A 22,064-nucleotide genomic window follows, 5' to 3' on the forward strand; every position below is an offset into this window, starting at 1 on the left:
GCTAAAAAGAACAGTTATCAGACGGCGCGATATTTTCTTTTTCCTTTGATAAATAAGCTGCACCCTTAAGAATTTTTACGATCCAGATACTATCGTAATCGCTGGATTTCCATTCGAGCTCCTTGCCTTTTACACCGAGGCTTTTTACTATAGACGGCAATTGGTTATGTTCCCAGATAACAAATATGGTACCTTCCTGGCTCAATAACTCTGTTGCAAGCTGATCCGCTTCTTCTACACTGTATTTGGTGTTGATGGCCGAATTGTATTTTACCGCAAACGGGAGAATCGTCTGTAACATCCGGCAATTTTTGGTTTTCTTTCCCAGGCCCGGGGCCGGAACATAGATATAGTCCGGTTTACCGAACCGGGAATAAAGAACGTTCACCAGTTTGAAGGATCGGTTAAGCCCTCGGCAGGAAAGATTATCTCCGTCGTCCGGCTTTTCACCATGCCTTATCAGGATGGTTTTTAGTTCTTTAGTAGCGGTTTTTTTTAGGCCGTCCCCGGAACCGGGGTAGCTAAGGAACAGTACGAGGCAACAGATAGCAAATTTCATAGCTTGGTAAGTTTATTTTAAGGATGACTATATTTCAAAAGCAGGATATATATTTACTCCGGGTACAGGATGGCCACTCTTATGGCCTTTAACCCGATAACTCCCTGCAATTGTTCCAGCTCCAGCAATTCAACTTCCGGAGTTATTAAAAGTTCAGACTGCAGGTAGCGGATATGAACTAAATATTCATCGGCTTCCCTTTGATTCGTATAAACTATGGCAATCTTGCCCGGGCAGGTTAAGCGTTCGGTTGAATTTTTAATCAGCACTTTATCTATTCTTTTCTTAACGATATGGTACCTGATATTATAAGCCCCTTCCACGTCAAAGCGGCGCTCATCACGCCTGAACCGGATATCGATTACATTGGGGTTGACAAAAATCAGTTGGGTAATTTCAACTGGTACCGGCAGCCCGGGTTGCAGTCGCTGCGTACGATGTGCAATAGCGATCATATTCGTCAGTTGCAGCAGGCGCAGATTTTGAATAAATATTTGATAAAAGGGCCTGTCAGGTGCAAGGGATTGCCCGATGTAGATATCATATTCTACGCCGTCTGTCCTGAATTTCTCGAAGAGACATGGAAAATCAACTTGAGCCTGCAAGCTGATCTGATCGATAAGTTCGTTGATACCACCGATGACCTGGTTCATGGAGCCCTCCAGGAGCCGCCGTTGCTCTGAAGATTTGCCATGTAACTCATCCAGGCTGTTAAAATAATTCTCGGTATACGCTGCAATGCCGGGCTTGCTCCTTACCAGCTCTTTTATAAAACAGTAAATATCGTTTTCGAGGAAAAAATCCAACTCGCCTTCCAGCAGCGCCCGGCTCTCATCATGCACCATTTTCTGCCATTTTTTGCAAGCCGCTATTTTTTCGTCCAGCAAACTGAACGCGGTATTTGTTTTCAGTACGGATAGGGTTTTGCCCAGTAACTGGAGCTGGTAAACCGCATCTGCACGCAACGCGCGGTTCCGGTTTATGGTTGAATTTTTAATATCAACAGCACCATACAGAGGGTAAACCCGGTCAAATTCAATATCCTCAATATCGGTAGCCGTCACCAGGGTTTCGGAATTTTCCAGGTAGCGCCAATCCGCATTATTAAACCGCCACTGTACAGCCGGCTGCAGCGAGGTAAACTTGTTTTTTATAATCTGTTCCAGGCTTTGTTCAAGGCTTGTAATACTTTTACTGAATATGGCGCTTAAAACCGGGAAAAATGTTTCCAGTTGACTCAGTGTGTTTTTGGTGAGATCCTTGCCATTTTTGGCAAGCACTTCCAATACGCCCACCAGCCGCCCATGAAGGAATACCGGTAATAAGGCAAATGAGCGGATGCCATTGTCCCGGCGGGCTTTCAGGTATTCATGTTTTTCGGCGATATCGTCCGTTATTTCTTCCAGGTAAATCCGTGACGGCTTTAACCGGTAAACATTAACTAAATAGTCAAAAAGGTTCTTTTGTACGGAATCAGAAAAATTGGTTGAAGATTCCTCCATGGTGTGCTGCCCGCTGAAAATAAATTTTCCATTCAGCTGAAACATCGTCAATAAACCAAATCGCAAATTTCGGCTTCCGGAAACCTGATGAAGCGCCTCACGGACATCCTTGGGATAGCCTGGACTTTTCGTATATCCGTCATCGGTAACGACCTGCCTTGCGATCTGTTTGGTCATATGAGGGACCGTGATATCCGTTACGGTTATTCTGCCGAAGCCGGTAAAAGTAAATTCGGCCAATGGAAGCCTTTCCATTAATTGCTGAAAAGTTTCCTTTTCGGATAGCGAGGTGGCGTCGATGTCCGCTATCGCCTGCCTGCATTTGTGACTGGAAAGGGTCGATGTGACATGCATAAACCGGTCATCAGTATCCAATTGGTAGTAATATCTACAGCCATCGCTCTCAGACTGAAAGGAAAAGATGTTTTCTGCCGCTAACAGCGGAGGGAAATCCGCGAAATGATTCCAGATGGCCCGGTAGCACCAGATCAACTGCAACTCCCTTTCATGATGAAATCGAAATTCAAGGCCCTTTAAAAATGCATCGTGCTCTACGGCTGATTGCAGCAAACCGGGTAACCCGGTTTTGAGGTGTAAAATCCCGTTCCAGGTGGGCCGCGTATAAAATTCGAATGAAGTGCGCTGTTCCAGCCGGAAGGAAAGCGTTTCGTCAATAAGTTTGATTAAAGCGCTAATCGCTGACTTTCCCGAGGGGTCTTTCCGGTGTTTTTCATTTAATACAATAATCTGCTTTGCAGCCTCTGTTAAAAACGGCTGTCTTAACGGATTTGCTTCCGGAGGCAGCGCCTGCAGGTAAGCCACTATGGGCTCAAAGCTTAATTGTTCATCGGGAAAAGCAATCGCTTTGTTCAATATTTCAGTTTCCATAACGCCGGTAATTGTAAATTCAGGATCACCATTATACCTGCTGGGGACTTTCCAACGGTTTACGCAACAACATGGTGGATTTGTGATGGAAGTACCGGATCAATAAAAATAACAACCAAACTATTCCGGCAGTAATGATGAACCCGGTAATTTCCTTTGCCGCGGTCAGCGTCGCCTGTTCTTGTAATTAATACTAAAAAAATAATGATTATGTATTAATAAGCATTGGTCGTTACAATTTACCTACCGGTCGATTCATTCCCAAACATTTAAAATGAATTTCTACTTTTATAAAGTATTAGCCGCAGCCTTCTGAAATTGATGAGTTTATCCCATTTAAATCCTTAACAGATGAAAAAAAATCCTTTCGGAATTTTGCTTTTTACCCTTATAGCGGCATTTACCTGTCTTGGCTTTGTGATCTTAAATAAAAGTAACACGAAAAAAACAGTGCCGGCAGATCAGACCGGTTCAATTGTAAAGGCGGCCAATGCTTTTTTAAACGCTTTAAGCGCAGAGCAGCGGGCTAAAATAGCATTCGCCTTTACGCAGCAAAAAGCAGCGGTTGCGGCAAAGTTTGCCCGAACGAATACGCCCGGCGGCCCCGGTGGCCGCCGCAAGGCAATGGAAATAAACAGAGCCCGCCGCAAGGCGGCGGTGGCGGAATGCCGCCGCAGGGAGGGCCACCCAACGGTGGGGGCAAAGGCGGACAGTTCCCCGGCTTTATCGGCGAGCAGTACGGCCAGGCCGTATGGTCGAATTACCCGGTAAGTGATGTTCCCCGCCCCGGTCTGAAACTCGGAAGCCTGACTGCGCCGCAACGGGAAGCTGCCATGCACATGCTGCAGCAATTGCTAAGTGCCAAAGGCTATGAGAAAGTGATGCAGATCATGGGCTCTGACCAGGCACTGGCTGATGAGGGTACGAATTTCACCTCCGGTAGAGACGCTTATACGCTGGCTATCTTCGGCACGCCCAATGAAAAAACACCCTGGATGGTGGAGTTTAACGGCCATCACTTAGGGCTTAACGCGGTGATCGCGGGTTCGCAGGGGGCGTTGACACCTACACTGACCGGCGCGCAGCCATCGGTTTACCAATCCGGCGGCAAAACCGTGAGGGTATTAGCCGATGAGAACGACAAGGCATTTGACCTGCTCGGGACGTTTGACGAAACGCAGCGCAAAAAGGTGATCCTGAATTACAGCATCGGCGACCTCGTGCTCGGCCCCGGCCATGACGACGAGGTGATCGTGCCGGAAGGTCTGAAAGCTTCGGAAATGACCGCCAAACAAAAGGAAATGCTGATCGATCTCATCTCGCAATGGGCGGGCATAATCAATGATGCTTACGTGCAGGCACGGATGAAAGAGATCAGGGCAGGAATAAACGATACCTATTTCGCTTGGAGCGGCCCCACGACCCATGCGCCTGGAAAAAATGGTTCCGCTTATTACCGTATACAAGGTCCCCATGTCATCATCGAGTTTTCGCCGCAGGGCGTAGGCGGTGATCCGACCATGCACGTACATACTATTTACCGCGATCCGTTGAATAATTACGGCAACGCTTTTTACCCAAAATCAACCAAATGAAAAAATTAAGTTATTCGATCATAGCCCTGGCAACACTTACACTATGCGCTATAGCAGGCTTTACGAAAAAGGATTCGCCGGACACACAGACCAAAACAATTGTAGCCGCGGCCAATGCTTTTTTAGCTACACTTTCCGCCGAACAGCGCAAAGCGGTACAGTTTGAGTTTTTACGGCCAAAGACAGCCAGCGGCACGCAGTTTAATATGGGGAATATGAAACGTGGCCCAGGCGGGCCACCAAACGGACGTCCGCCCGGAAACGGTGATACTTCACGCCGCCCGCCCAATGGCGGACAACGTCCTGGTGGTAATAATGGCGGGTCAGGTGGCCCACCTTCGTCCGGCGAGCAGTACGGTAAAGCCATCTGGTCAAATTTCCCGGTGAATATTACGCCGCGACCGGGTATAGAGATGGGTAGCTTAAATGCGAAACAACGCGCCGCGGCCATGCAGCTTGTGCAGCTTTTGTTAAGCGCGCAGGGATTTGAAAAGGTGCAGCAGATCATGGGTTCTGATGAAGCGTTACGGATAGCAGGGACAGATGTTACCGCCGGATCAGACCATTATCTCATCGGGATTTTCGGAACACCTGATTTAATAAAGCCCTGGATGGTGGAATTTGGCGGGCACCACCTTGGCCTGAATGTAGTAATTGCTGGTAAAGAGGGTTCGCTTACGCCGACTTTGACCGGCGCGCAGCCGGCGGTTTATACGGCTAATGGTAAGACTATCCGTGTGCTTGCGCAGGAAAATGATAAAGCCTTTGATCTGCTGAATGAACTTGATGCGTCCCAAAAGAAAAAAGCGATGTTAAACTACCATATCGGTGACCTCGTGCTGGGCCCCGGCCATGATGGGCAGACCATTGTTCCGGAAGGGATCAAAGGTTCGGAAATGACGGCTATACAAAAGGAAATGCTCCTGAGTTTAATTACCGAATGGTCGGGCATTATTAATAATGCTTATCACGACGCGCACCTGGCCGATATCAAAGCCGGGTTGAATGAAACCTATTTCGCATGGAGCGGCCCAACCACACATGCAGTAGGCAAAAATGGTACAGCCTATTACCGGATACAGGGGCCTAAAGTCATCATTGAATTTGCACCACAGGCAACGATGGGTGATACGGATAATCACATTCATACCATTTACCGCGACCCGTCAAATGAATATGGTAATTCATACGTCACGCAGTGAAAAAGTACGCTTTAGCATTTTTTTGTTTGTTGCTGTCAACTACAGCATTTGCACATCGCTTAAATGAATACTTGCAGGCAACTACGATTAGCCTGACAAGCGATAAGGTATTTTTGGAACTTCGGTTAACGCCAGGCACCGATGTGGCTGCAAGAATCATAAAAGCCATTGACCTGAACGGCGACCAACAGTTCTCCGAAGGGGAAAAACGTGCCTATCTAAATAAGCTTAACCGTGACGTTTCATTAGCCATGGACGGCCATACCGCTTGGCTCAAACTGGTATCTTCAACCTTTTCTAATGTTGAAGATCTAAAAGAAGGTATTGGTGATGTGATTATTGATTATGAGGCGGATATCACAACTCCAGGATTTGCACATCAGTTGATTTTTAAGAATCAGCATTACAGTTCCATTGCAGTTTATATGGTCAATACCCTGTTACCGGTGGATACGGCTATTCAGGTGAACAGTCAGACACGTAGCAATGACCAGTCCGTCTATCAGCTTGATTTTACCAATGGTGGTAAGCCATTTACGTTAGTTACAGAACAGTTATCCACCAGCGATCAGTGGGCTGCGGTAAAGACATATTTTGTACACGGCATCAAACACATCCTTACCGGTTACGATCATTTGCTCTTCCTTTGTGCTTTGGTGCTTGGCGCCGCAAGTCTTTGGGATCTGATTAAAATTGTCACTGCCTTTACAATTGCCCATTCCATTACCCTCACTCTGGCTACTTTCGGACTGGCACATCTGCCTGAACGGATTGTAGAACCAGTAATAGCCGCCAGCATTGTATTTGTCGCCGTTCAGAATATCCGCTGGCCGAAGCAGTCCAATGGCAACAGCAGGCTTGCGGTCGCGTTTTTCTTTGGTTTGTTTCACGGGCTGGGTTTTGCCGGGGGACTATTGGAATTAATGCATGCCATGCCGGTTACTATGATATGGTTTGCCCTATTGGGTTTCAGCCTAGGCGTGGAAGCAGGCAACCAATTGGTACTGCTTCCACTTTATGGTCTGACCCAACTTTTAAGGAATAAAACCCATAACAGAAAAACCTCAGCATGGACTAAAATTCCAAAGTATGTATCTTGTGCTGTCGCTGTCGCAGGTATTTACTATTTCTTTGTTGCCTTGAGTAATTAGCATAATTACTGTATTAATTAAGGCACGACAGTTATTCTGTGTGCATATAAAGGGGGCAATGTGAGGCTTGGAAACGATTGTTCGTGATAAAAGTGTTCGACCTGACCTTCAGTTCTATTCATTCCCATCCTTGTCACAAATTGACAATGTCGTAAATTAAAACATCAAAATCTTCTTTTCAGCCAATGAAATCTCATCGATTAAGATAGCTATCTTTACTATAGACATGAGTAAGAAAACCGAATATATCCCAGTCAACACACTACCGGAAGAAAGCAGCCGGGGAATCATGATGTTGCGTGAAGCATTTAATGGATCACCCAATTCTGAACAAGTGGAACGTTCTCACCGGGATGGCGGCTATACTTTCATTATTCAGGAAAAAGGGAAAACCGTTATCGAAATTGATTTCCAGATTCATCATATCCAGGCACCTGCTATTATCTTTATTCACCCTCATCAGGTGCACAGGGTTATAGCGTTCGAAGATGCAATGATCTGTACCTGGATCATTACGGAGGAAAACCTCCGCCCGGAGTATTTAGACCTGCTGGAAGGTCTTGCGCCAGTGCATGTGTTGCCAGTTATTCCGGAAACACTTGCCGTACTCACGGAAACTGCAACATTATGCATGAAACTGTCTGAAAAGAAAACCGAGGTACTTTACCATTCCATTTTTAAGGAAAGTGTTAATACGCTGGTTGCATTGATCCTATCACAATACCTCGAATTATCTAAACCAGCTGAGCATCATACCCGGTCTGAGGATATTACCAGGGAATTCAAAACCGTATTGGAAAATCGTTATAAGTCCACTAAAAATCCATCTGAATACGCCTCCCTATTAAATATATCTCCTTCCTATTTAAATGAATGCGTTAAGGCTACTACCGGAAATTCCGTTTCCTACCACATTCAACAGCGCGTGGTACTGGAAGCTAAACGCCTGCTTTATCATTCAGGCAAATCTGTAAAACAGATATCCGGCGAATTGGGCTACGATGATTATTCCTATTTTACACGACTCTTCACTAAGGTGGTCGGCATAACACCAATTACTTTCCGGGACAAAAACCGTGAATAGTCCTACACTTCCGGGTTCCTGTCATTGTATACAGTTTATTTCCGGCGTTCCTTTGTGCTCATAAAAAATCAACAATGGAAACGATACAAACAACCGAGCTGTTACTTCATAAAAATATTGCTATAGTTGGTGGCGGCCCGGGTGGACTGACACTTGCCAGGCTCTTGCAGCAAAAAGGTGTGCAGGTCAAAGTGTATGAGCGGGATTTCAGCCAGGCAGCACGCGTTCAAGGCGCAATTGTTGACCTGCATTTTGACTCCGGCCTGAAAGCCATGGAAGCGACCGGGCTGATGGAGGCTTTCAAAGCGAACTACATGCCGGATGCAGATAAATACCGCATACTCGATCCGAAAGGAAATATTTTGTTAGATGAAGGGAACCAGGCTGGCAAACCAGATTTCGGTAATCCGCAATTCAGGCCTGAAATAGATAGAGGCGCGCTCAGAGATTTGTTAATAGACGGATTGTTGCCGGGCACCGTAGTATGGGACAGCCAGTTCGTGAGCATGGAAGAAGTGGACAATAAATGGGAAATGCAATTTAAGAACGGCACTACCGCTGCCGCAGATATAGTTATCGGATCAGATGGTTATCGCTCCCTGATCCGCCCTTACCTTACTGACGTAAAAGCAGTATATTCAGGTGCTACGATCATCCAGGGCGAAATAGACCAGCCGGAAACCGCTTGTCCGGATTTCTACCAGTTAGTTAACCAGGCGAACCTGATGGCGATGGGGAACGGAGCTACCTTAGCTGCGCAACCGCGTGGCGATGGCGGCCTGACTTTTTATGCTGCTTCAATGTACCCGGAAAACTGGGAAAAGGATAGCGGGATCGATTTTAATAATACGGAAGAAGTTCAACACTACCTGATCGATCATTACGAAAATTGGAACCCGGTTTTTTTTAGCTTATTTAAAGCTTGTCAACATTTTGTTCCCCGTCCGCTGAATTATTTTCCTTTAGAAAATAGGTGGGAGACTAAAGCTAACATCACGCTTATTGGAGATGCCGCACACCTGATGCCACCCAATGGTGAGGGTGTTAACCTGGCCATGCTGGATGCCTTAGACCTGTCGAGCTGTTTGACCAATACATGCTTTACAAGTCTTGATGACGCCATTGCAGCTTACGAAAAGATCATGTTTGAAAGGGCTGCGCCATTGTGTAAAGAAACCATCGAAGGTATAAGCGATTTTGCCGCGCCGACGGAGGAATCCATACAGGACTTAATTAAAATGCTTAGCTAATTCCATAAGATTAATTATCTCAAGAAGTAATTTACAAATGGTCAAATACCGCTATGATCGAAGTTGACTAATTGGTGAAAATAGGTTCGGGTAGTTTAAAATCGGCTTTAATTTTTGAATACGGGAAGTAAAACTTCATCAACCATAACTTCCAGCCTTTGATTATTTATATTACCAATCCGGGGTAAGGTTTTCAATTCGTATCAGATCAAAAGGAAGCATCAAAGTAATTTTACTAATTGCCTTAATTTGCTCCCCTCGCGTTTTCGCATTTTCCAATATTTCTCCACAGCACCAAGGTGCATCTCTAATGCGGTAACATGAACAGCAGGTTTGTTCATGTTTTCTTTATCCTGCATCCTGATATAAAAATAGTTGTTTAACACTTCTGCACCAATCTCTTCATAAATACTCTGGTAGAGCGTTAGCAATTGCAGCAAGTCCAGGCGCAGACTGCCATTGTCAACAATTTTATCAAAATACTTACCTTCAAACAGCTTCTTTGCTTTATGGGTATAGACATCCTGAAGCAGGTCAAATGTGGTAGGCCACCTGCGGTAAAGCACCGTACGGCTTGTTATTGCAGCATCTGCAATTTGCTGAAAAGTAAGATTTGTATGTCCAGCCTCATTCATCATTAAGTTTTACTCCAAAACAGCACACCCGGAGAAACCGGTTATAAAGAGTGTGGCCGCAGGCAAAAAGTTCGAAAACCACATCCGGATTTCGGTGCTGGATGAACTCAAACCGGGCATTTTTGTTTATATCCTCGAGTCTTACGAACTTTAAGTCAAACCAAGTTTTAATCTGCCTGTTTAAACGCTATGGCTAAAACAGGTAGGGACTTTACAGGCTTTGTCCGGGTCCGGGGTGCGCGGGAACACAATTTGAAGAATGTGAACCTGGATATCCCACGGGATGCGCTGGTCGTATTTACGGGTATCTCCGGATCGGGGAAATCCTCTTTGGCTTTCGGTACTTTATATGCCGAGGCGCAGCGACGCTATTTGGAATCTGTTTCTCCTTACGCCCGGCGTTTGTTTAACCAGATGGCGATTCCTGAGGTGGACGAAATAGAGGGTTTGCCTCCGGCTGTTGCTTTGCAGCAGCAGCGCGGCGCGGCCAGTACCCGTTCATCTGTCGGCAGCGTAACGACTTTATCGAATCTGTTGCGGATGCTGTATTCCAGGGCGGGTGACTACCCGGCCGGACAAAGTATTATTTACGCCGAATCCTTTTCACCCAATACGCCGGAAGGAGCATGTACCGAATGCCATGGTTTGGGCAAAGTTTACGAGATCACCGAAAAAACGATGGTGCCGGACGATACGCTGACGATCCGGGAAAAGGCGATCGCTTCCTGGCCCTCGGCCTGGCAGGGTCAGAACCAGCGCGATATCCTGACCACGATGGGTTATGATATCGATGTGCCTTGGAAAGACCTGCCGAAAAAAGATCGTGATTGGATTTTATTTACCGAGGAGCAGCCAGTGGTACCGGTTTATTCGGGCTATTCCCATGCCGAGATCAAACGCTTTATTGCCAGCAAACGCCAGCCCGATTATATGGGGACGTTCACTGGAGCGCACCGTTATGTACGGCATACATTTGCCAACACGCAAAGCGCGCTGATGAAGAAGCGGGTGAGCCAGTATATGCTGAGCACCGAGTGCCCGGTATGTCATGGCAAACGGCTGCGGCAGGAGCCTTTGTCCATCAAATTCGCGGACTATGATATTGCCGAGATTTCACGACTGGCGTTAAACAAACTGGCGACAATCTTTGAGCCTTATGCGAAGGGCGTTGCGCCAGCGTTAAAGAAAATGGAGACTGCCCATCCGGAAAAGGTGGTGGTAGCTCAACGCATCGCTGAAGATTTCCTGGCGCGCTTACAGGTAATGCTCGATCTGGGCTTGGGTTATTTGACGATTGAACGCAGTACGCCGACCTTATCGCCGGGCGAATTACAGCGTTTGCGCTTAGCGACCCAGGTGCGATCCAATTTGTTTGGGGTGGTATATGTGTTGGATGAGCCATCGGCGGGTTTGCACCCGGCGGATACCGAAGCGCTTTTGCGGGCTTTGGATAAGTTGAAAGCATCGGGTAATTCTTTGTTTGTGGTGGAGCACGAGATAGATGTCATCCGACATGCGGACTGGATCGTGGATGTCGGGCCGGCAGCAGGTGAAAAAGGCGGCCATATTTTGTATAGCGGCCTGCCGGAAGGTTTGCGGGGAGTAAAGGAATCTTTGACCCGGCATTATATTTATGACGACGCGGCCAAAACGATCACTGATCCGCGAATTGCGAAAGACTGGTTAAAACTGGAAGGCATCACTAGGAACAATTTGTTGGATTTGAATGTAGCTTTCCCGCTGGGTGTCTTAACTAGTGTATCGGGTGTCTCGGGTTCGGGGAAGAGCAGTCTGGTCAGCCAGGTGCTGGTCGAGCTGGTCGCGGAGCAATTGGGTTTGCAGGTGGATATTTCTACGGATACCGAGGCCGATCCATTAGAGAATAGCGAGGTCGTAACTTTGGGCGGGAAGATTAGTTCGGGAATGAAAAATATTAAACGTTTGGTCGTCGTCGATCAAAAGCCGATTGGCCGGACGCCACGGTCTAACCTGGCTACTTATACCGGCTTGTTCGATCATGTGCGCAAATTATTTGCGGCCACCCCGATGGCTAAGGCGCGGAAATTCGATGCCGGTCGTTTTTCGTTCAACGTGGTGAAAGGACGCTGCCCGCATTGTGAGGGTGAAGGGATGGTGATGGTAGAGCTGTTGTTCCTGCCGAGTGTTTATACACCTTGCCCGACTTGCGGCGGCACGAGGTATAATCCTAAGACTTTAGAAGTCAAATACAAGGATAAAAATATCGCTGAAGTTTTGGGTTTGACGGTCGACGAAGCCGCCAATTTCTTTGATGAAGAACCTGCGATCAGCCGGGCACTGGAAGTGGTACGGGAAGTGGGTTTAGGTTATTTGCGTTTGGGACAACCTGCGACGGAACTTTCGGGCGGAGAAGCCCAGCGCATTAAGTTGGCGACCGAACTCCAGCGGGCACAGCATGGCCAAACGCTTTATGTTTTGGATGAGCCGACAACTGGCTTACATCCTTCAGATGTAGAGCGTTTATTGTTACAATTAAACCGCCTGGTTGATGCCGGCAATACGGTGATCTTAGTTGAACATGATATGGAAGTAATCGCCGCCAGTGACTGGGTGATTGATATCGGGCCGGGTGCGGGTGAAGCGGGAGGAAAGATCGTAGCCGAGGGCAAACCGGCAGACATTGTGAAAAACAAACACAGCCGAACAGCACCCTATTTGGCAAAACATATTTAAGACAAAGCAAATGAAAAAAATATTGATCACTGGCTCCGCTGATGGTTTAGGCCAATTAGCTGCCATCGAACTGGTTAAACAAGGCCACGAAGTGGTATTGCATGCCCGTAATGAAAGCCGGGCAAAAGAAGCTTTATCAAAAGTTCCAGGTGCGAAAACAGCGTTAAGTGGTGACTTGTCGGATATGGAACAAACAAAAAGGCTGGCGGGCAAAATAAATGCCCTGGACAGGTTTGATGTAATCATCCATAATGCAGGGGTGTACCAGAAGCCTGCTCAAACGATATTGACGGTTAATACCATTGCGCCCTATATCCTGACCTGTTTGATTGACCCGCCCAAACGCCTGATTTATTTAAGTTCAGGGGATCATTTGAATGGTGATCCAACACTCGCCGGGTTGAATGCCGAGCCGCCAAAGGTTCGTTATAGTGATTCCAAGCTGCATGATCTGATTTTAGCAAAAGTGGTGGCCAGAAAATGGCCGAACGTTCACTCCAACGCGATTGATCCGGGTTGGGTAGCGACTAAGATGGGTGGTGCCGGTGCGCCGGATGACCTGCAAAAAGGTTACGAAACGCAGGTTTGGCTGGCGGTCAGCGATGACCCCGGCGCTTTGGTGAGCGGTAAATATTTCCATCACCAGCGCGAGGCCAGGTACCAGTTAAAGTCCGACGATACGGCTGTGCAGGAGGAATTCTTGCGTTTGTGTGAACAAATCAGCGGTGTAACTTTTGGAGCATGAACCGCAGGCTAAAATTAATTAATTGGGTAAAAGCGCAGCATGAGGGGCAACTCATTAAGGAAACCATTGCGCCTTATCTGGATCATGTGTTAGCGGTGGCCAACCGCGTAGCCAGTGCAGCGCCGCTGAGCTTCGAGATCGGGTTGTGTCATGATGTGCTGGAAAAAACGGCAGTTACATTGACTGTGCTGCTGGAGCAATTGAAGGGTTTTGGTTATAACCCGGAAGAGACGGAACATATCGGCGGCTGCGTGACCGAACTGACCCGGCATTTTACCAAAGCTAAAAATCCGCTGCCGAAAAAGATGCGCAAAGCTTTGGAGGATGAACGCCTGGCGCAAGTCAGCGCTGATGCACAAACGGTTAAATACGCTGATCTTTCTTACAACGCGGATTGGATGATGGCGCATGACCGGCACCACGCCGAAGACTATCTCCAAAGCAAGCTTAAACTAATCGGGGAAATGACTTCCGGCGACGTTGAACTGCGGAGCCAGATTTTAGCTCAATTCCATGCTTTACTCCTGAAATTATAATTTTCGGGAATCGGGTGATATTTACTACTTATGATGCACACCCTATAAAACGAGAAACATGCTGAGTAATCAAGTCTTAATTGAAAAAGCGTACGCGGGATTTAATAACCGCGAAATTGATACCGTTTTGTCCGTTATGCATCCGGATATTCATTGGCCAAAGGCTTTTGAGGGCGGTTACGTGACCGGCTATGAAGCGGTGAAGGAATACTGGACCAGGCAATGGGGTGAGATCGATCCGAAAGTAGAACCCATAGGTGTGACCGTGCGCCCCGACGGCAAAGTCGAAGTGCAGGTTTACCAGTTGGTGAAAGACCTAACCGGGCAAATTTTATTTGACGGTCAGGTGAAGCACGTTTATGTGATCAGGGATGGCTTATTGCAGCAAATGGATATTGAGTAAGCCAGGGCAGGGATAATTAACCGGCCTTTTCTTCCAGGAATACAATCATGTTTTCTTCCAGCAGATCGGTGTTATAATCTGATTCGATCGCCAAAACCGTTACCGTCAGTTCCACATCCGTTACTGTTATATTCAGTGCCGGTCTGTCGATCACTTCGGGAAACGATACGTTGATCTCATCATAGACGTGCGCATATTCAATGGAAAGATTGGAATCTAGTTTGCCGTTGATATAATCCGCGAATTCTGTTTTTAATACGTCAAACAGCTTTTCTGCGCTGAGTGGCTGAAGATTTTTGATAGTTGCCATAGGCTTGCATAAGCGTTAAAGCCGGATTAAGTTTCACTCATTATTGAAATAGTTCGTATATCTTCAAACATTAGGCTCAACCAACGCTTATCCCACCATGGAAAAGAACACCAATGACCAGGCTGTACTGGCACACATCAAACAGTTAACCGAAAAAGAGGAACATTTATACGGCAAGTCCGACCTGTCTGACCAGGAAGTGAAAGACCTGCATACTGTCAAATCTGAACTGGATCAGTACTGGGACCTTTTGCGCCAGCGCCGGGCCTTACGCGATGCGGGTGATGATCCGAATAGGGCAGAAATACGTTCCAGCGATACTATCGAAAACTACAAAGACTAATGACTGTTATTTTCGGGTGAAGATAGCGACCTGGAATATCAATGGCATCAATGGCCGGCTCACGAACCTACTGCGCTGGCTGGAGGAAGCGGAGCCGGATGTGGTCTGTTTACAGGAGCTGAAGTGTACCGATAAGGACTTTCCGGCAAGAGCGCTGCTGGACTTTGGCTATCATGCGATCTGGCACGGACAGCAAAGCTGGAACGGGGTGGCGATCCTGTCGCGCCATGAAATCAAAGAAACCCGCCGGGGTTTAGACGGCGATCCAAATGATACACACGGCCGGTATATTGAAGCTTTTATCAATGGCATAGTGATCGGCTGTCTATACCTGCCGAACGGCAATCCTTACCCGGGCCTAAAATTTGATTACAAAATCAGGTGGATCATGCGGCTCACGTCCCATGCGCTAAAACTGAAATCTTTTGGTTTACCGGTGGCGCTGATCGGTGATTACAATATCATGCCAACTAACCTGGATACCTATAAGCCGGAAAAATATGTCAATAATGCGCTGTTCCGGCCCGAAGCACGGGAGCTTTGGATGGAGTTGCTGGAACAGGGCTGGACGGATGCATTGCGGTCCTTGTATCCTGACAAACGCATTTATACCTTTTGGGATTACTTACGTGATGCCTACGGCAGAAATGCGGGATTAAGACTTGACCATTTCTTGTTGAATAAGCAATTAGCGGAGCGATTACTCAGGGGCGTGGTGGATGCAGATGTGCGCGGCTGGCCGCATAGCAGTGACCACGCACCGTTATGGATCGAATTACAATAAGTTGGCCGCTTTAATCTTCCAAATATTCCGCCGCAACGCACATTATTAGGCGTGAATTATCTTTAGCGATATCCAGACATTCCAAAACCAGTTGGGCATACGGTTGGTAAGCTAATTTCAACGCCATGAGGTTCAGGATTTGACTGGCGCCCACCTGCATGTTTTCGATCACTGCCATGTAACACAGGATCGACATATCGCTTTCATAATGCTTGTCGCGGTTAAAACTTACTTGTTTATGCGCCTCATCAATAACCGCGATCATGCCGAAGCAATGATGAGTAAGCCAGGATTCCTGCATTAATTGAAAGATTGTTTTCAGCGCGATCATTTGCAGTTTTGTCTCTTCCCAATCTTCTGCCAGCGCATGCTTCAAATTTTGAAAGGTGGCCTGGCTGGCTAATTCCGGTAAACGTTCCGTGAGAATTACCTTCGCGTTATACAGGATGCTCAACTGCTCCATAAATACAACGCCCAGCGAAGTGCTGTTCAGCGACTGATCGATCTTTTTCATGGAGCCAGTGGTGTTTTTTTCAAAATATCAATGATGACGTCTTTTGGAATGTGCTTGGGAATATATTTCCTTAAGGTCATATATAAATGATCAAGGTCGAAAGGTTTGGAAATATAATCATTGAAACCGGCCCGGCTGTATTCCTCATTGATATTATTGTTACAGCTCATGGCGATCACTGGCAGGTGAGGGTATTTCAGCTTGATCTTTTCTAATACCGCCAGGCAAACTTTTCCGTCTAAACGATAATCGAGCATGACTACGTGCGGCCGGTATTCATTTATGAGAGCGAGGATATCATCTTCACTATCCAACATGGCATATACCTCGAATCCTTCCTGCTCCAAAGCGTACTTTAAAATTTCCAGAATGTCCTGGTTTGTTTCCTGAATGATTATTTCCATCTTTCTATGTTTTGAAACCAAAAAGAGAAAGAAACTTTCTAACGAGTTGGATGCCGTTTTTGGGGTATTGGTAAATGTACGTAATAAATCAGCTATCTTTCGAGCGAGAGGCTGAAGTAAAATACCGATCCTTTGCCCGCCTCGCTCTCTACCCATATCCTGCCTTCATGGCGCATGATGATCTCCGCGCAGAGGTACAAACCGATGCCAAAACCGGATATGGAGGTGTTGTTTTTTACGCGGTAATAGCGCTCAAAGAGCCGCCCGGTATCTTCCGGACTGATTCCCATTCCTTCGTCACTGACACTGAAACGCGCTTCATTTCCTTCACTCACGCAGGCGATTTGTATTGTTGAGCCCGGCTTAGAATATTTAACGGCATTGCTAATAAAATTACTGATTATCTGGCCGATCTTATCGCGGTCCGCGTTGACCATTGTCCGTTCAACCGGGTGAAAAATAAAGGTGTGGCTGTTGTTCATGACAACCGTTTCCGCTTCGGTTTCTTTCACTAAGATGGCCATGTCGAAGGTCTGTCGGTCGATATGGATTTTGCCGGATTCCAGACGGGAAATGTTTAGGAAGCTGTTGATCATGGTCGTCATTTTTTTAACCTGTTTGACCGACTGATCTAATGCTCCCCTGGTAAAGCTATCGGATGATTGGGTGGCTTTAGATTGGAGGACCTGCAAGTAAGAGGTCAGTGAAGTCAGCGGTGTTTTAAGCTCATGGCTGACCATGCCGATAAAATCGCTTTTGCGGATATCATCTTCTTTCTGTTCCGTCAAATCGGCTATCGTGCCGGAAATATACAAGGGCTCACCGTTTTCGTTATAATAGGCTTTGCCGTTCGATCTTAACCAGCGGGATTTACTGCCATCCATCGGATCGATCCAGTATTCTTCACAAAAGTCCTGCTTATGCTCCACCGCATAGGCTATTCCTTTCATGACCCTTTCACGGAATTCCTCCCGGATCATCGCCGATGACTCGGTCAGTGTTAACTGCTTTCCTGCCGGTACGCCGTGAATGGCACGGGTCTGGTCAGAGATATGCAACTGATCGCTGCCAAAATCTGCGCGCCAGATTCCCAGTTCCGATGCTTCTATAGCGAGGTTCAGGATATCCTGTGCTTTTTGCAGTTCTTTTTGGCCGGCGAGTATTTCTGTAATCTCAAATACAAAAACCATGATGCCGTCGATCTCATCGTTCAGGCCGGTACGCGCTGTATAAATAAAATTAAAATACCGGTCTTCAACAGGGCCGTCATCGGTCCTGGATAGCGGGATCAATAAGCTGTTTCCTTCAAAGGTTTTCCCGGTTTGGTAAACCTGCTGCAAAATCTCCCATATCGGCTGATCCCTGATCTCGGGAACGGCGTCCAGCAGTGGTTTACCGATGAGATCCCGGCCGGGGAATAATTGCTGGTAGAGTGGATTAACCAATTCAAAGGTGAGCGCCTCGCCGCCCAGGATACAAATGCCGACAGGTGCCTGCATGAAAAAGCTTTTAAGCCGGTCACGTTCCTGCTGGAAAGCGACCCTTGTCAGTTCTTTGCTCTCGCGTTCAGCGACCTGCCTGGTGTTTTCCAGTACCCAGACAGCTATTTTAGTCACCTTGCCCGCCTTGATTTTGATTGCGGCATAGACAAAAGTAACGAAGATCGTTTCTTCCCGGCCATGCCGGATGAGCATCAATTCGATTTCACTCGCCTGATAATCTCTGCCGGTTTCTACCACACTGGTCAACGCGGTCTCATAATCTGACCGTGCTTCGGCGAAAGCATCCCAATAGAACCTGCCGAATACTTCTTCATAGACGACCGTAAGTGCAAAGATTTATTCGCACCATGAAAAAGCTGACGGTACTTTTAATGTGAAGTACGTTGTCTATCACAAAGGGGAAAGAAAGTTTATTGATTCCCCTCATTTCGTCTCAAAAAGACAGATAACTAAAGATTTTGAGATCAAGGATAAGATGGTTCTCAAATGGCTGGATGACACCCTTGATGACTTCCGTATCCTGATTGGCTCTGTTGGTTACCGGCTGGAATTTTTTACCTGTGAGCAGCTAAGGGATTACCTGCAGGACAACAATAAGGATATTGATATTGTCGCTTTCGCCAATGAGCACATCGACTTCCTGAAAAGTGAGCAGCAAAACCGTGAACCCTATTCAAGGACATTTAGAAACATCAGAAACAGCTTAACCGATTATTTCGGACGCTCGCAGATCTCTATTAACGAGATACACTCAAATATGCTTTATTCCTACGAGCGATTTTTGAAATCTCCCCGGACACAGATCAGGATCAACCAGTTTGGTAATAAAGTCACTACCCAGGAAAAAGGTTTATCAAAAGGTGGCTTGCATGCTCACATGCGGGACCTGCGAACTTTATTCAATGAAGCCAAAAGACGTTACAATAATGACGAACTGGGTATATTCCGTATAAAGCACTATCCTTTTACAAGGTATAAAGTCGGTTCACCGCCTGCCAGTAAGTCCAGAAGCTTTGATGTGGAACAGGTTATTATCATTCGTGATACACAAGTTCCTAAAGACAGCAGGATCGAACTCGCCAGGGATCTGTTCATGCTGTCATTTTATCTGTGCGGAACCAATGCAGTTGATTTCTATCACGCAACTTCCGCCAACGTGATTAACGGACGTTTTGAATATAAACGTTCGAAGACCCAGGGACGTAGACAGGACGAGGCTTTTATCAGTATAAAGATTGTTGACGAAGCGAAACCATTGTTAGAAAAATATTTAGGTAAGCTTAATACACGGTATGGTGCCTATGATTATTTAGATTACGCCTTGTACAAAGGAATGAAAGGTTTGCGGGAAATTACAAACCTTGAGGAGCTTACCTTATATTGGGCGCGTCACACATTTGGTACCCTGGCTCGAAACGATTGCCGTATGAGCGTGGACGATATTGGTGAAGCGTTGAACCATATAGATAATGGTCACTCAACAACTGATATTTATTTGGCAAAAGATTGGGGTATTGTCGACGATGTCCAATTCCAGGTAATTACTTTAATTAAGCATTGTGAACCTAATACTATAAAATTTTTCAATCTTAACCCTATCGATTCCCGAAAATCCATGAGAGTTGTTACTGCTTGATCGTAAACTATTTCTTGAACATTATGATTGCTAAATCTAAACGTCGATTTAGTAATCATAATGTTGGGTTAGCTCCACTTTGTTGTCTTGGGATACCGGAATGAAAAAGAAGACTGGCTGGTCAAATAGAAAAAAGTCCGCAAGCCTGAATCGTAAATTTTCATCAAAACTTGATCGTGACCGATGAATTTATTCCCTGCTAAGGTTTCATAATTTTCAATGTAGCGACTGGTGCTGAGTTGGTTAGCTATGATATTATCAACAAGGACGAAGTGACTTTTGCCTTGAATTAACTTAAACCGGATATCGAATAAAAGGGGAACAGAGATTGACGAGCACTAAATATTCAATTTTAATCGTCTATTTTTGCAGCGGTTAATTATCATTATTTTAAAGCAGGTTAAAAAATCAATATGGTATTAGAAGATGGCAATGCTGAGAAATTCTTATCCGTCATGTTTAATTTGAATAATGCGATAAAAAGTGAGTCTGAGTATTGCTGCAAGATCTGTGGTAATTTAAACGAAAAAGAGTTATTCATTATCGCATTTATCGGGGAAAAAAGGAGTGTCAAAATGAGTGATATAGCTGATTATATACAAGCTCCACTGAGCACATTGACTACCATTGTTGATAAGCTCGTCACCAATAAATTTCTTTTGCGGTATAATTCTAACGACGACCGGCGTGTCGTTAAAGTCGAACTTGACCGGAAAGGAAAAGCCTCGTATAAGGAATTTCAAAACAGGAGAGAAATCGTAGCTAAAAAGGTATTAGGCCATTTGACTGAGGTGGAGAAGGTAACACTTATTGCTAATCTCGCTCAACTCGCCAGTTCAATCCAGCTTTAATTTTTTTTGTTTGTTTATTACGTTAATGGTACTATTTTAATTCCGTAATAACGCAATACTGCGCTCATCTTCATTAATGAAGATGGGGAAGTAAAATAAACCTATTATGTAATCAATGTCATTGTAATTTAATAAACCGATTTGATTTGATAATTTAATTCGATAACCGTACTATTGCATAATCGAATTAATAATTCATATTTAGTTAACCACCAAAAAAGACTTGAAAAAATGAACGAAAGTATATTAATCACCGGAGCAAATGCGGGGCTTGGGAAAGAAGCTGCCCGCCAGTTAGCACTGAAAAAAGAAACAAAAAAAGTGATTCTTTTTTGTAGAAACCAAGTGAAAGCCGAGGCTGCAAAAAAGGATCTTGAGGCCCAAACGGGAAAAAAGATTTTTGAAATTATAATTGGAGATGTTTCCGATGCCGATTCAGTAAGAAATGCAGTAGGAAAAATAAAGGAACCTGTCGATGCCGTAATTTTAAACGCTGGTGGAATGGTTGGGAAAACTGCAGAGAACATAACGCGTTCAGGAATGAATCAATTAGCCGCTACTAATATCTTAGGTAATGTCATTTTAGTAGAGGAATTAATAAAGCACGATAAGTTAAAAAAAACAGTGCTGTTCGTAAGTGCGGAAGCGGTTCCCGGAGTAAAGAGTCTCGGAATGAAACCGGTTACCATGGGGACTTCGTCTGTAGATGAGTTTGCCGGCGTTCTTAATGGAACCTATTTTGGAAAAAAGTTCGATGTAACGCAAGCGTATGGATACGTGAAATATGCAGGAACGATGTGGACTTTAGCAATGGCCAGAAAATATCCTAACCTCAAATTTGTTGTGATGAGTCCTGGGAACACGAAGGGAACCGGGGCACCGGATAGTTTGCCCGGGCCAATGCGCTTTATGTTGAAATATATTATGATGCCTATTGTATTTCCGTTATTAGGAGACATGGTACATAGTTTAGAAGTAGGTGTAAAACGTTTTGTCGATGGCGTTTCGGAAGATCGATATAAAAGCGGCGTTTTTTATGCAAGTAAAGAGGGTAAATTATCAGGGGATGTGGTTGATCAGAGCACTTTTTATACTGATTTAAAAAACACCTCTTTTCAAGATAACGCCGATATCGCCATTCACCGTTTCATAAACCAGGCTTGAAAAATACGTTAAAAAATATTGCCTACAACTGCAGGAAAGCGACATGGCTTATCGAGAAAAAACAAATAGACAAATTGACTATCCGCGAGAAATTGGAGCTGAAGGCACACTTGATATGTTGCTCCGAGTGCCGGATGTTTGAGCAGCAAAGTATTGTGATCAATAAATTGGTCTATAAGCTTTTCCATAAACCGCAGATCACCGGAGGCGTTAAACTTGACGACGATTTTAAAAAGAAATTGCAGAATCAAATTATTGAAAAATTGAAAAAAAATTAACACGAGAAATTACGCC

The 22,064-nt window shown here is 45.6% G+C and carries 23 protein-coding genes; 16 read left to right on the forward strand and 7 right to left on the reverse strand.

The genetic code is table 11. The features are described from left to right. Position 1 precedes the first annotated feature (1 nt). Together BLS59_RS09155 and BLS59_RS09160 are read right to left on the reverse strand one after the other, a co-directional pair. Positions 2 to 559, reverse strand: a complete 558-nt coding sequence (locus BLS59_RS09155) for a histidine phosphatase family protein (RefSeq protein ID WP_091148122.1) — start codon at positions 557 to 559, stop codon at positions 2 to 4. Positions 560 to 612: 53 nt separating this feature from the next. Beyond that, entirely contained in the window at positions 613 to 2,949 is a 2,337-nt protein-coding gene (locus BLS59_RS09160; RefSeq protein WP_091148124.1) for a GAF domain-containing protein, read from the reverse strand. Between the two features lie 351 nt (positions 2,950 to 3,300). Between BLS59_RS09160 and BLS59_RS31555 the strand changes: the two genes are divergently transcribed. The 6 genes from BLS59_RS31555 (at position 3,301) to BLS59_RS09190 (ending at position 9,231) form a co-directional block, all read left to right on the forward strand. Next, positions 3,301 to 3,720: a hypothetical protein gene (locus BLS59_RS31555; protein WP_091148126.1), complete on the forward strand. Its 420-nt coding sequence runs from the start codon at positions 3,301 to 3,303 to the stop codon at positions 3,718 to 3,720. After that, entirely contained in the window at positions 3,615 to 4,544 is a 930-nt protein-coding gene (locus BLS59_RS09170) for a DUF3500 domain-containing protein (RefSeq protein WP_091148131.1), read from the forward strand. The genes BLS59_RS31555 and BLS59_RS09170 overlap by 106 nt, the downstream gene beginning before the upstream one ends. Next, the gene (locus BLS59_RS09175) at positions 4,541 to 5,746 is read left to right on the forward strand and encodes a DUF3500 domain-containing protein (protein ID WP_091148134.1); all 1,206 of its coding nucleotides are present in this window, start codon (positions 4,541 to 4,543) and stop codon (positions 5,744 to 5,746) included. Before BLS59_RS09170 ends, BLS59_RS09175 begins: the two co-directional genes overlap by 4 nt. Next, on the forward strand, positions 5,743 to 6,897 hold the full coding sequence (locus BLS59_RS09180; protein ID WP_143014082.1) for a HupE/UreJ family protein: 1,155 nt from the start codon (positions 5,743 to 5,745) through the stop codon (positions 6,895 to 6,897). Before BLS59_RS09175 ends, BLS59_RS09180 begins: the two co-directional genes overlap by 4 nt. Positions 6,898 to 7,123: 226 nt before the next feature. Continuing rightward, entirely contained in the window at positions 7,124 to 7,981 is an 858-nt protein-coding gene (locus BLS59_RS09185; RefSeq protein WP_091148140.1) for a helix-turn-helix domain-containing protein, read from the forward strand. Positions 7,982 to 8,055: 74 nt separating this feature from the next. Further along, on the forward strand, positions 8,056 to 9,231 hold the full coding sequence (locus BLS59_RS09190) for an FAD-dependent oxidoreductase (RefSeq protein ID WP_205411224.1): 1,176 nt from the start codon (positions 8,056 to 8,058) through the stop codon (positions 9,229 to 9,231). Positions 9,232 to 9,452: 221 nt separating this feature from the next. Here the strand turns inward: BLS59_RS09190 and BLS59_RS09195 are convergent, their stop codons facing one another. Beyond that, the gene (locus BLS59_RS09195) at positions 9,453 to 9,869 is read right to left on the reverse strand and encodes a hypothetical protein (RefSeq protein ID WP_143014083.1); all 417 of its coding nucleotides are present in this window, start codon (positions 9,867 to 9,869) and stop codon (positions 9,453 to 9,455) included. Between the two features lie 186 nt (positions 9,870 to 10,055). Between BLS59_RS09195 and uvrA the strand changes: the two genes are divergently transcribed. Genes uvrA through BLS59_RS09215 form a run of 4 tightly spaced genes read left to right on the forward strand, consistent with a single transcriptional unit; the run spans position 10,056 to position 14,262 of the window. Then, complete coding sequence (uvrA, locus tag BLS59_RS09200) at positions 10,056 to 12,578, forward strand: excinuclease ABC subunit UvrA (protein WP_091148146.1); 2,523 nt, start codon at positions 10,056 to 10,058, stop codon at positions 12,576 to 12,578. 10 nt (positions 12,579 to 12,588) lie between these two features. Beyond that, positions 12,589 to 13,323 (forward strand): SDR family NAD(P)-dependent oxidoreductase, encoded by a 735-nt coding sequence (locus BLS59_RS09205; protein WP_091148148.1) that lies wholly within the window; start codon positions 12,589 to 12,591, stop codon positions 13,321 to 13,323. After that, positions 13,320 to 13,859 carry a hypothetical protein gene (locus tag BLS59_RS09210; protein WP_091148150.1) on the forward strand — a complete coding sequence of 180 codons (540 nt, stop codon included), beginning with the start codon at positions 13,320 to 13,322 and terminating at the stop codon, positions 13,857 to 13,859. The genes BLS59_RS09205 and BLS59_RS09210 overlap by 4 nt, the downstream gene beginning before the upstream one ends. 58 nt (positions 13,860 to 13,917) lie before the next feature. Continuing rightward, complete coding sequence (locus tag BLS59_RS09215; RefSeq protein WP_091148153.1) at positions 13,918 to 14,262, forward strand: nuclear transport factor 2 family protein; 345 nt, start codon at positions 13,918 to 13,920, stop codon at positions 14,260 to 14,262. A gap of 16 nt (positions 14,263 to 14,278) precedes the next feature. On the opposite strand, the gene BLS59_RS09220 is transcribed toward BLS59_RS09215, so the two are convergent. Beyond that, on the reverse strand, positions 14,279 to 14,572 hold the full coding sequence (locus BLS59_RS09220; RefSeq protein ID WP_091148155.1) for a hypothetical protein: 294 nt from the start codon (positions 14,570 to 14,572) through the stop codon (positions 14,279 to 14,281). A gap of 97 nt (positions 14,573 to 14,669) precedes the next feature. Here BLS59_RS09220 and BLS59_RS09225 point away from each other — a divergent pair, with 97 nt between their 5' ends. After that, positions 14,670 to 14,915: a DUF2630 family protein gene (locus BLS59_RS09225; protein ID WP_091148157.1), complete on the forward strand. Its 246-nt coding sequence runs from the start codon at positions 14,670 to 14,672 to the stop codon at positions 14,913 to 14,915. Then, positions 14,857 to 15,699 (forward strand): exodeoxyribonuclease III, encoded by an 843-nt coding sequence (gene xth / locus BLS59_RS09230; RefSeq protein ID WP_317039755.1) that lies wholly within the window; start codon positions 14,857 to 14,859, stop codon positions 15,697 to 15,699. The genes BLS59_RS09225 and xth overlap by 59 nt, the downstream gene beginning before the upstream one ends. A gap of 10 nt (positions 15,700 to 15,709) precedes the next feature. Here the strand turns inward: xth and BLS59_RS09235 are convergent, their stop codons facing one another. The 3 genes from BLS59_RS09235 to BLS59_RS09245 all read right to left on the reverse strand — a co-directional run bounded on the left by BLS59_RS09235 (position 15,710) and on the right by BLS59_RS09245 (position 18,356). Beyond that, positions 15,710 to 16,213 (reverse strand): DUF892 family protein, encoded by a 504-nt coding sequence (locus BLS59_RS09235; protein WP_091148162.1) that lies wholly within the window; start codon positions 16,211 to 16,213, stop codon positions 15,710 to 15,712. Then, entirely contained in the window at positions 16,210 to 16,617 is a 408-nt protein-coding gene (locus tag BLS59_RS09240) for a response regulator (protein WP_162842595.1), read from the reverse strand. Before BLS59_RS09240 ends, BLS59_RS09235 begins: the two co-directional genes overlap by 4 nt. Positions 16,618 to 16,709: 92 nt before the next feature. After that, positions 16,710 to 18,356, reverse strand: coding sequence for an ATP-binding protein (locus BLS59_RS09245; RefSeq protein ID WP_240315213.1), 1,647 nt, complete (start codon positions 18,354 to 18,356; stop codon positions 16,710 to 16,712). A gap of 238 nt (positions 18,357 to 18,594) precedes the next feature. Here BLS59_RS09245 and BLS59_RS09250 point away from each other — a divergent pair, with 238 nt between their 5' ends. The 4 genes from BLS59_RS09250 (at position 18,595) to BLS59_RS09265 (ending at position 22,048) form a co-directional block, all read left to right on the forward strand. Then, complete coding sequence (locus BLS59_RS09250; RefSeq protein WP_240315198.1) at positions 18,595 to 19,755, forward strand: phage integrase SAM-like domain-containing protein; 1,161 nt, start codon at positions 18,595 to 18,597, stop codon at positions 19,753 to 19,755. Between the two features lie 413 nt (positions 19,756 to 20,168). Beyond that, a complete protein-coding gene (locus tag BLS59_RS09255; protein WP_091148166.1) occupies positions 20,169 to 20,606 on the forward strand; it encodes a MarR family winged helix-turn-helix transcriptional regulator in 438 nt (145 codons plus the stop codon). Between the two features lie 231 nt (positions 20,607 to 20,837). Then, positions 20,838 to 21,770 carry an SDR family NAD(P)-dependent oxidoreductase gene (locus tag BLS59_RS09260; protein ID WP_091148168.1) on the forward strand — a complete coding sequence of 311 codons (933 nt, stop codon included), beginning with the start codon at positions 20,838 to 20,840 and terminating at the stop codon, positions 21,768 to 21,770. Then, the gene (locus BLS59_RS09265) at positions 21,767 to 22,048 is read left to right on the forward strand and encodes a hypothetical protein (RefSeq protein ID WP_091148170.1); all 282 of its coding nucleotides are present in this window, start codon (positions 21,767 to 21,769) and stop codon (positions 22,046 to 22,048) included. Before BLS59_RS09260 ends, BLS59_RS09265 begins: the two co-directional genes overlap by 4 nt. The last annotated feature ends 16 nt before the right edge of the window (positions 22,049 to 22,064 follow it).

Origin of the sequence: Mucilaginibacter pineti (genome assembly GCF_900101875.1) — a bacterium.
Classification (GTDB): domain Bacteria; phylum Bacteroidota; class Bacteroidia; order Sphingobacteriales; family Sphingobacteriaceae; genus Mucilaginibacter; species Mucilaginibacter pineti.